This is a genomic window from Haladaptatus sp. W1 (assembly GCF_001723155.1).
GTDB classification, from domain to species: Archaea; Halobacteriota; Halobacteria; order Halobacteriales; family Haladaptataceae; genus Haladaptatus; species Haladaptatus paucihalophilus.
The window spans coordinates 1-8,337 of the sequence record NZ_MEIH01000148.1 but is presented as its reverse complement, the minus strand read 5'-3'; the positions used below and the strand labels follow the sequence as shown (position 1 = coordinate 8,337).

At 63.7% G+C, this 8,337-nt stretch carries 13 protein-coding genes and 1 pseudogene; 10 read left to right on the top strand and 4 right to left on the bottom strand.

Annotated features, from left to right (window positions below; genetic code table 11):
• The 4 genes and pseudogenes from BG842_RS08225 to BG842_RS08210 form a co-directional block, all read left to right on the top strand.
• Window positions 1-649, top strand: a 649-nt coding sequence (locus BG842_RS08225; RefSeq protein WP_175424106.1) for a gamma-glutamyl-gamma-aminobutyrate hydrolase family protein, incomplete at its 5' end; no start/stop codon positions are given.
• Window positions 649-1,566, top strand: a complete 918-nt coding sequence (guaA, locus tag BG842_RS08220; RefSeq protein WP_069450398.1) for a glutamine-hydrolyzing GMP synthase — start codon at window positions 649-651, stop codon at window positions 1,564-1,566. The genes BG842_RS08225 and guaA, both read left to right, overlap by 1 nt.
• Entirely contained in the window at window positions 1,566-1,886 is a 321-nt protein-coding gene (locus tag BG842_RS08215; RefSeq protein ID WP_069450397.1) for a CTP synthetase, read from the top strand. Before guaA ends, BG842_RS08215 begins: the two co-directional genes overlap by 1 nt.
• Before the next feature lie 130 nt (window positions 1,887-2,016).
• Window positions 2,017-2,403: pseudogene (locus tag BG842_RS08210) on the top strand (GNAT family N-acetyltransferase); the annotation flags it as partial.
• Window positions 2,404-2,894: 491 nt separating this feature from the next.
• On the opposite strand, the gene BG842_RS08205 reads toward BG842_RS08210, so the two are convergent.
• Entirely contained in the window at window positions 2,895-3,566 is a 672-nt protein-coding gene (locus tag BG842_RS08205; RefSeq protein WP_069450396.1) for an MBL fold metallo-hydrolase, read from the bottom strand.
• A gap of 72 nt (window positions 3,567-3,638) precedes the next feature.
• Between BG842_RS08205 and BG842_RS08200 the strand changes: the two genes are divergently transcribed.
• The 4 genes from BG842_RS08200 to BG842_RS08185 all read left to right on the top strand — a co-directional run bounded on the left by BG842_RS08200 (window position 3,639) and on the right by BG842_RS08185 (window position 5,603).
• Entirely contained in the window at window positions 3,639-3,872 is a 234-nt protein-coding gene (locus tag BG842_RS08200; RefSeq protein ID WP_007976967.1) for a hypothetical protein, read from the top strand.
• Entirely contained in the window at window positions 3,869-4,186 is a 318-nt protein-coding gene (locus tag BG842_RS08195) for a cupin domain-containing protein (protein WP_069450395.1), read from the top strand. The genes BG842_RS08200 and BG842_RS08195 overlap by 4 nt, the downstream gene beginning before the upstream one ends.
• A 71-nt stretch (window positions 4,187-4,257) precedes the next feature.
• Window positions 4,258-4,458, top strand: a complete 201-nt coding sequence (locus BG842_RS08190) for a hypothetical protein (RefSeq protein ID WP_069450394.1) — start codon at window positions 4,258-4,260, stop codon at window positions 4,456-4,458.
• A 101-nt stretch (window positions 4,459-4,559) separates the two neighbouring features.
• Window positions 4,560-5,603, top strand: a complete 1,044-nt coding sequence (locus tag BG842_RS08185; protein ID WP_069450393.1) for a thiamine pyrophosphate-dependent enzyme — start codon at window positions 4,560-4,562, stop codon at window positions 5,601-5,603.
• A 34-nt stretch (window positions 5,604-5,637) separates the two neighbouring features.
• Here BG842_RS08185 and BG842_RS08180 read toward each other — a convergent pair whose 3' ends face one another.
• Window positions 5,638-5,868, bottom strand: a complete 231-nt coding sequence (locus BG842_RS08180; RefSeq protein ID WP_007976958.1) for an Lrp/AsnC ligand binding domain-containing protein — start codon at window positions 5,866-5,868, stop codon at window positions 5,638-5,640.
• Window positions 5,869-5,945: 77 nt separating this feature from the next.
• On the bottom strand, window positions 5,946-6,458 hold the full coding sequence (locus BG842_RS08175; protein ID WP_083252474.1) for a hypothetical protein: 513 nt from the start codon (window positions 6,456-6,458) through the stop codon (window positions 5,946-5,948).
• A gap of 184 nt (window positions 6,459-6,642) precedes the next feature.
• Between BG842_RS08175 and BG842_RS08170 the strand changes: the two genes are divergently transcribed.
• Both BG842_RS08170 and BG842_RS08165 read left to right on the top strand, forming a co-directional pair.
• Window positions 6,643-7,332 (top strand): TrkA family potassium uptake protein, encoded by a 690-nt coding sequence (locus tag BG842_RS08170; protein WP_069450391.1) that lies wholly within the window; start codon window positions 6,643-6,645, stop codon window positions 7,330-7,332.
• A 1-nt stretch (window position 7,333) separates the two neighbouring features.
• On the top strand, window positions 7,334-7,564 hold the full coding sequence (locus BG842_RS08165; RefSeq protein WP_069450390.1) for an Lrp/AsnC family transcriptional regulator: 231 nt from the start codon (window positions 7,334-7,336) through the stop codon (window positions 7,562-7,564).
• A 124-nt stretch (window positions 7,565-7,688) separates the two neighbouring features.
• Here the strand turns inward: BG842_RS08165 and BG842_RS08160 are convergent, their stop codons facing one another.
• Entirely contained in the window at window positions 7,689-8,150 is a 462-nt protein-coding gene (locus BG842_RS08160) for a DUF5813 family protein (RefSeq protein WP_069450389.1), read from the bottom strand.
• Window positions 8,151-8,337 lie beyond the last annotated feature (187 nt).

Genomic DNA, 8,337 nt, shown 5'->3' with positions numbered 1-8,337 from the left:
GGACGTCAACGTCCTCTGGGTCGATTCCGACGAGATGGACGACGACCACGAGGAACGCCTCAAGGAGGCCGACGGAATCGTCGTCCCCGGCGGGTTCGGCAGTCGCGGAACCGAAGGCAAAATCGAGGCCATCCGTTACGCGCGCGAGAACGACGTGCCGTTCCTCGGCCTGTGTCTCGGCTTCCAGATGGCCGTCGTGGAGTACGCCCGGAACGTCCTCGGACTGGACGACGCGAACTCCGCCGAACTGGACGCCGACACGCCGCACCCCGTCATCGACATCCTCCCCGAACAGTACGAGGTGGAGGACATGGGCGGGACGATGCGCCTCGGCGCGCACGAAACCGACATCGAATCAGGAACGCTCGCGGAGGACGTCTACGGCGCGACGAGTTGCACGGAGCGCCACCGCCACCGCTACGAGGTGAACCCCGAGTACTTCGAGGACTTCGAGGGTGAGGACCTCGTTTTCTCCGGCAGTGCCGGAAACCGGATGGAAATCCTCGAAATGAACGACCACCCGTACTTCTTCGGGACGCAGTTCCACCCCGAGTTCCGCTCCCGTCCCGACCGCGCGAGTCCGCCGTTCGTCGGCCTGCTCGATGCGGTCCTCGACGAAGCCGAGCAGCGTGAGGAGGTGGAAGCCTGATGGTCGAAACCGGCAAGTTCATCGAGAAAGCGGTCGCGGAGATTCGAGAAGCGGTCGGCGACTCGCACGCCATCATCGCGCTGTCGGGCGGCGTCGATTCGTCCGTCGCCGCCGGACTCGCGTACAAGGCCATCGGCGACCAACTCACGCCGGTCTACGTCGATACCGGCTTGATGCGCAAGGGCGAGACGAACCAGATTCGCAAGACGTTCTCCTACATGAGTTCGTTGGAGGTCGTGGAAGCCGAAGACCGCTTTTTCGACGCGCTTTCTGGCGTCACCGACCCCGAGGAGAAGCGGAAGGTCATCGGCGAGCAGTTCATCCGCGAGTTCGAGCGCGAAGCGCGGGTCACGGACGCGGACTACCTCGTGCAGGGGACCATCTACCCCGACCGAATCGAGAGTGAGGGCGGCATCAAGTCCCACCACAACGTCGGCGGCCTGCCGGACGTGGTGGACTTCGACGGCATCGTCGAACCCGTCCGCGACCTCTACAAGGACGAGGTGCGCGAGGTCGCTCGCGCCCTCGGCATGGAAGAAATCATCGCCGAGCGCATGCCGTTCCCCGGACCGGGACTGGCCGTCCGCGTCATCGGCGAGGTCACGCCCGAGAAGGCGCAGGTCGCACGCGAGGCGTGCCACGTCGTGGAGGAGGAACTGGAGGAGTACGACCCGTGGCAGGCGTTCGCCGCCGTCGTCGGCAAGGCGACGGGCGTCAAGGGCGACAACCGCGTTCACGGCTGGATTGTCGCAGTGCGGTCGGTCGAATCGCGCGACGGCATGACCGCCAGAGCGCAAGAGATAGACTGGGAGACGCTCCAGCGGATTCAGTCGCGCATCACCGGCCAGAACGAGAACGTCGCCCGCGTCGTCTACGACGTGACACATAAGCCCCCGGCGACCATCGAGTACGAGTGATGCGTGCAGTCATCGCAGGTCCCGACGACGGTAAACTCGGTCGCGCCCTCGAAGCCGAGGGCGTCGAACTGACGGCTGTCAACGGCGTCGCCTCCCGCCCCGCGCTCGAAGACGCGGCTATCACCGAGGCCGACCTCTTCGTCCTCACGGACGTCGGACAGGCCACGGCCATCGCGGTCGCAAAGGACGTGAACCCGGACGTTCGCGTCGTCGTCTACGACGAGCAGTCCATCCCCGAGTTCGCTCGGAGTCAGGCAGATCTCATCGTGGACCCGAACCTCCTCGATGCGAGCGCGGTCGCCGAGGAGTTGGCGGCCTAGCCGGGACGGTCTAACCGGGAGAGTACACGCGGTCGCACACCCTGGGCGACACGCGCGACGACCGGGGCGAAAAAGCGACGGTATCGGCCGGAAGGGGCAGGGTTAATCCCCATCCGAACGAGGATTTTGCATGCGCTACGAAGTCCGTGACGAGCTACCGACACCCGAGGAGTTCGTCGCCCTCCGCGACGCCGCGGGCATGGCACCCCGGAGTTTGGAGGCGGTCGAACGAGGCTTGCCGAACTCCGTGTTCGGCGTGACGGTCGTAGACGACGAAACCGGCGAGGTCGTCGGCATGGCCCGCATCATCGGCGACGGCGGGTCGGTGTACCAGATCGGCGACATGGCGGTCCACCCCGACCACCAGCGGCAGGGGCTTGGGTCCCGTATGATGGAGCGATTGATGGAATATCTGGAGGAAAATGCACCCGAAGGAGCCTACGTCAACCTCATGGCCGACGTGGAGGGATTCTACGAGCAGTTCGGCTTCGAGTACACGGCTCCCGCTTCGCGGGGATGTACCAGCGAATGTGACGGATTGAACGGGAGTGACGAATACGAAGTGCGTTCTCGCGTTGTTTTCGTTCGATTCGGGATTTGTTCTGGGGATATCGTCGTGTTGCCGCTGTCGGTCACTTTTGGATACGAGATTTTCGAAAGTCCTTGTCCACTCTCTAACTCGTGGCTGGTGTTGCTGTGACTGCAAGTACAGACGTCAATGAGACCGCACCGCATCGGCCACTCCCTCCCCAACCGATTCCTTCGCATCCGCTCAGTCACCCACCGTCAGAGCGTTGCTCTGACGAGCCATTCGTTCGTTCCGTTGTCACTCACGAAGACCTCGCACGCTTCACCGGGACGGCTCGGACGAGATGGTTCGCGGCGACGCCGCTCACTTTCGAGGTTTCTTCGAAACCTCACTGTCCTCGCCGCCCCGCAAGCGCGCGCCACGTTGTTTGCTCGACTGGCGGTCGGGATGGTTCCCATCCCCTCTCGCATGCGTTCGACTCACATCGACGCGACGAGTTCGCGCAGTCGCTCGCTCCCCTCGCGGAGGAAGGGGACGCCGTGGCCCATCGCGGCAACCTCGAACTCCGGCGTTCGGGAATCGAGCGAGACGATGCTGTCGTAGACCGCTTCGGTGTCGTAGCTGATGGCCCACGAGGAGGGTTCGAGTTTCCCGTGGTTTTCGCGCACGAGGTCGCCGAGGAAGGCCACGCTAAGCGATTCGCTGACGTACGCCGTGTGTCCCGGCGAGTGGCCCGGCGTGGCGTAGGCGGTGAAACTCCCGATTTCGTCGCCGTCCTCGATGGGACGAACCTCCTCGTCGGGACTGGAGAGGAGCGGTCGGGTCACGCGCTGGAGCGCTCCCTTGTGATTGTGCCAGTCGGGGGCGTCCGCGCGCGAGAGCAGCGGCGCGTCCGCCGCCCCGGCGTACACCGGCGCGTTGAGGGGCAGACGCGCGAGCGACCCGACGTGGTCGAAGTCGTAGTGCGTGAGCAGCACTCGGTCCACGTCGTTGATGGAGTACCCCACCTCCCGCACGCCGCGCATGATGTCGCCGCTGTCGAAGGGCGTCCCGGCGTCCACGAGGGTCAGGTCGCCGCCGTCGTCGGCGAGATAGCAGTTCACGCTCCCGAGGTCGAGCCACCACACGTCGTCCGCGAGTTGCGTTACCATATCGGACCCACGACGGCCAGCCACTTGAGCGTGAACGGGTGATTTTTGGTCGTGCGAGACGCAACTCCTGCTATGGGAACGCCACTGCCGACCGAGACGCGCGACATCGACCGGTGGCGCGCGACGAAAGCCGTCCTTCCGTTTCTCGCGCTCGGGCTGTTCGACCTCGTGCTCATCCTCGGATGGGGACTCAACCCGCTGTGGGGCTTTGCCATCCTGCCGCCGATGCTCTTCATCAGCGTGCTGGCGTGGATCAGCTTCAAATCCGGGTTCGTCGGCGACAACGCCGAATACGCGGAGGAATGAGCGTGTTGGACCGCACTCCGGACCTCGACCCGGACGACGGCGAGGTGCTGACCGACGAACTGGTCGTCACCGACGACGTGCTCGTGAAGGCCTTCGCGCTAGGTCCCGGCGCGGAACTCAGCCCGCACGAACACGGCGACAGCACGAACGTCTTTCACGTCATCTCCGGCGAGGTGACGGTGATTCAGGACGACGAGGAAGAGACGGTCTCGGCTCCCGGCGTCGTGCTCCACGAGCGCGGCGTCGTCCACGGCGCGCGCAACGACTCGGACGACGTGGCGATGCTGACGGCGAGCATCTGCCCGCTTCCGTGACGGCGGCAGGACTCTTTTCGACGGATTCGGTGCGGAAGATATTTGTTCCATCTCACCAACAATAACGGACGATGAACCACTCCCTCCGCCGGTTCGCGCTCGGGCTCTACGTCCTGTGGCTTCTCGCCACCGTCCTGCTCGTTCTCGGAAAGTACACCTCGTTCCCGACTGTGGCGGGCGTTCACAGCGCGGTCGTGGTCGGCGCGGCGGTGCTGACGGTGGGCGGGGCAGGGAAACTCGCTCGTGACGGCTATCGGCGGTTCGTCGCCTGAACTCCCGTCGAAGTTGCAGTTTGCTCCAACAACGGCACCGTCCGCTAGTCGAGGTAACCGCTTTCGGAACGACTTTGAAACCGCGATACATCCCCGCAGGCATGAACCGAATCATCGGGGAACGCGAATTGGATGAAACGCCGTTCTCCGCGGAAGCCGCCCGGGAGACGTTCGAACGGATGGTTCTCGCCCGGCGATTCGACGAGCGCGCCATCGCGCTCCAACGACGCGGGTGGATGAGCAGTTGGCCGCCGTACCGCGGACAGGAAGCCTCACAAGTCGGTGCCGCGCTGGCGATGGCCGACGACGACTGGCTCTTCCCGACCTATCGCTCGAACGGGATGCAGGTCGCACGCGGCGTCCCCATCAGCGACATCTTGCTGTTCCGCCGCGGACGACCGGAGTTCAACTCCGAACACGACATCCCGACGTTCCCCAAGCGGTACCCATCGCCACGCAAATCCCCACGCGGCGGGCGCGGCATGGCGATGAACTACCGCGGCGACGAGGACGCCGTTCTCTGTTACTTCGGCGACGGTGCGACAAGCGAGGGCGACTTCCACGAAGGGCTGAACTTCGCGGGCGTGTTCGACGCGCCGGTCGTCTTCTTCTGTGAGAACAACAACTGGGCCATCAGCCTCCCGCGACACAAGCAGACCGCGAGCGACAGCATCGCCGTGAAGGCGGAGGCCTACGGTTTCGAGGGCGTGCAGGTGGACGGCAACGACCCGCTGGCGGTCCGCGAAACGGTCGCCGACGCGCTCGACTCCGCCCGGAAGGGAAAACCGGTCCTCGTGGAGAGTCTCACCTACCGACAAGGTGCCCACACCACGAGCGACGACCCGAGCAAGTACGAGGACGTGGAACAGGACCTCCCCGAATGGCGGACGGCGGACCCCCTCGACCGCTACGAGACGTGGCTCCGCGAGCAGGGTGTCATCGACGACGAGTTCGTCGAGGAGGCCTACGACGAGGCGGACGAACTCCTTGCGGAGGCCGTCGAGGAAGCGGAAGCCGTCGAGGACCCCGACCCGCACGACGTGTTCGACCGGGTGTACGCCGACGTGCCCCCGCGACTCCGCGACCAGCGCGAATGGCTGGACTCGTTCCTCGAAGACCACGACGTGTACGAACTGGAACACTGAGAAGGGCAGCGAAAGCCGCGCTCGGGAGAACGAATCAGTCGATAGCGATGTACGTTTTGGTGTCCACGACGCCATCGAGTCCCTGAATATCGGACGAGGAGGTTTGGAGTACTTCGTACACCTCGTCCGTGTCCACCTCGACGATGATGTCGAAGTCCCCGGCGACGATGTGCGCCTCCCCCACGTTCGCCAGGCCGCGCACCGATTCGAGCAACCCTTGGGACTTTCCGGCGGCCGTGTTCACCATGATAAACGCGTGCACCATTATGCCGTGTGATACTCTATCATGCGAGAAAAACCTTTGCCCGGAGCGAAATCCACCCCGCTTCGGGCGACGAGCTCTCACCGGTCGGTCGCCAGCTCGTCTTCCCGATTTGACTCCCGGTCGCCGCGTCGAGCGTCTGCGTTCGTCCGGCCCAATCCGAGTATCTCCTCGCTCGCGCAGTCGAGACAGTAGTGATTGTAGCCCTCGGTCAAGGTGGTCACTGGGAGACCGGCGACGACGAACTCCTCACGGAACCGTCGTTCGACGCCCGCGTTCACACGCGAGTCACAGGCGACACACCGCTCCCGACAATCCTCGTCGGGATGAATCACCCCGTCGTCCACCGACGAAACGCGACCGAACCCGGAGAGGCCGCGACGACGGGCGATTTTTCGGCGAAGGGACGGATTCACCGCCACACCGAACGTGAGAAAGAGGAATGCAACGACAGTTAAAATGACCGCTGGAACTGCATCCCCGTGCTCCAGAAGGGCAGCGATGGCACCGAGTGCGGAAAAGGAACCGAATCCCACCATCAACCATCCCGCGATTTCGTACAGCATCGCGGAGACCGAATCCGCGACTGCCACTGCATTGGAGGACTGCTGGGGCATTTCGATTCAACGTTTTTCGGTCGAACGTAAACGTCTTTCCGTAGTGTGAGACCGCTCTCGTCCGACCGGTTTTTCGTCGTCCGTCCCCGACACGTGACCGAAATCAACCGGAACTCGCGTCGGAGAAAGCTTATTCAACCCCTCTATCGTACGGAGTGACATGCGATTCGTTATCATAGGTGCAGGTAGGGTCGGCCTGCGAACCGCTCGCGTCCTCCGCGAAGAGGGGCACGAGGTCGTGTTGGTGGAAAACGACGCGAACAAAGCGAAGCGTGCGCGCACCGACGACTTCGAGGTCATCGAGGGCGACGGGTCGCGCGAGTCGGTCCTCGAACAGGCGGACCTCGACACCGCGGACGCCCTCGGGGGGTTGACGGGGGACCTAAACGTCAACTTCGCGGCCTGCATGGTCGGCAAACACCACGGCTGTCGAACCATTCTGCGCATCGACAACGACTACCGGGAGGACATCTACCGGAAGTTCGCCAGCGACGTGGACGAAGTGGTCTACCCCGAGCGACTGGGAGCCATCGGTGCGAAAAACGCCCTCCTCGGCGGGAACATCCGCGCCATCGCCGATATCGCCCAGAACTTACAGGTGGTCGAACTCACCATCACCGAGGAGTCACCCATGCGCGGCTACTCCATCAGCGAACTCGAACTCCCCGCGAACTCGCGCATCCTCGCGTTCGGCAAGCACGACGAGCGGATCGGCATTCCGCTCCCGGACGACTCCCTCGAAGTCGGCGACAGGGTAGCCGTCCTCGCCGATTTCGCGGTGTTGGACGACGTTCGGAAGATACTCGTCGGCGACGGCAGTCGAGCGGCCGCGGGAGCGGGGGGTGTCTGAGATGGTCGCCGCATACATCATGGTCAAGGCGAATACGGGCGAGGCGGACCGGTTGAAGAACGAAATCCTCGATATCGACGGCGTGGAGGACGTTCACATCGTCGCGGGCGACGTGGACCTCATCGTGAAGGTGGACGTCGAGAAACCCGCCGAAGTGAAGACCGTCGCTGCCGACGGAATTCAGGGCGTGCAGGGCGTCGAGGACACCCAGACGTACATCTCGATGGACTGACATCCAGAGCCGAGAGAATCGCAAAACGACGCCGTTCGTCCTCTTTGTACGCCGTTCGGATGCCGTTCGTCCGATTCATACGCTTCGGACGTCGCTCGACTGCCACACGACCGATAGCCGACCGTTAGTCGTAGGATTGGTGTGCCCGGTTCAACATCCCCGCGGCGGGTTCGTCGTAGTCGTAGCCGGGAATCAGACCCTGCATCCACGTCCCCTCCGCGAAATCTACGACCGCCTTCGCGTTCTCGGCCGCTTTGTCGGGATACCCCGAGAACTCGACTTCGAGGACTACTTCGTCACCATCTCGCGTTATCGTCGGTGGCGTCGCGTCGTCCGAGGAAACGACCGTGTGGGCGTCTTCCAGTCGGAGTTCGAGCGTTTCGAACCAGCCGGTTTCAACGACGTCGGCGACCGAATCGTCCGCCACGACGCCCGAAATCATCGGCATTCTGACGGTCACTTGGATGGAGTCGGATACGGTAACGCGTCCGTCGAACGGCGTCGTGGTCACGAGATAGCCGTCGTCGTCCGGTTCGAAGCCGTCGTGCAGGCCGAAGGCTCGTTCGACCGCGTTCGTCTGCGTCATTGCCCGTCGGTAGGGCCGGAGAACGGAAGGGCGTTACGAGAAGTCGCGGCGGACATCGACGTCGGACGACCAGTACAGGTCGTGGTCGTAGACGACCGCCGTATCTTCGAGTTTTAGGTATCGTTGCAACTCGTCTCCCGTGACCGTGAACGTCGGTAGGTCGCCACCCAATAGGTAGTACGACTCC

What these genes read in the sequence shown, in the direction of transcription:
- BG842_RS08180 (WP_007976958.1), bottom strand. Translation starts at nt 5,868, where the DNA reads ATGGTGCACGCGTTTATCATGGTGAACACGGCCGCCGGAAAGTCCCAA.
- BG842_RS08160 (WP_069450389.1), bottom strand. Translation starts at nt 8,150, where the DNA reads ATGACGCAGACGAACGCGGTCGAACGAGCCTTCGGCCTGCACGACGGC.
- BG842_RS08195 (WP_069450395.1), top strand. Translation starts at nt 3,869, where the DNA reads ATGAGCGTGTTGGACCGCACTCCGGACCTCGACCCGGACGACGGCGAG.
- BG842_RS08185 (WP_069450393.1), top strand. Translation starts at nt 4,560, where the DNA reads ATGAACCGAATCATCGGGGAACGCGAATTGGATGAAACGCCGTTCTCC.
- BG842_RS08170 (WP_069450391.1), top strand. Translation starts at nt 6,643, where the DNA reads ATGCGATTCGTTATCATAGGTGCAGGTAGGGTCGGCCTGCGAACCGCT.
- BG842_RS08215 (WP_069450397.1), top strand. Translation starts at nt 1,566, where the DNA reads ATGCGTGCAGTCATCGCAGGTCCCGACGACGGTAAACTCGGTCGCGCC.
- BG842_RS08190 (WP_069450394.1), top strand. Translation starts at nt 4,258, where the DNA reads ATGAACCACTCCCTCCGCCGGTTCGCGCTCGGGCTCTACGTCCTGTGG.
- guaA (WP_069450398.1), top strand. Translation starts at nt 649, where the DNA reads ATGGTCGAAACCGGCAAGTTCATCGAGAAAGCGGTCGCGGAGATTCGA.
- BG842_RS08200 (WP_007976967.1), top strand. Translation starts at nt 3,639, where the DNA reads ATGGGAACGCCACTGCCGACCGAGACGCGCGACATCGACCGGTGGCGC.
- BG842_RS08165 (WP_069450390.1), top strand. Translation starts at nt 7,334, where the DNA reads ATGGTCGCCGCATACATCATGGTCAAGGCGAATACGGGCGAGGCGGAC.
- BG842_RS08205 (WP_069450396.1), bottom strand. Translation starts at nt 3,566, where the DNA reads ATGGTAACGCAACTCGCGGACGACGTGTGGTGGCTCGACCTCGGGAGC.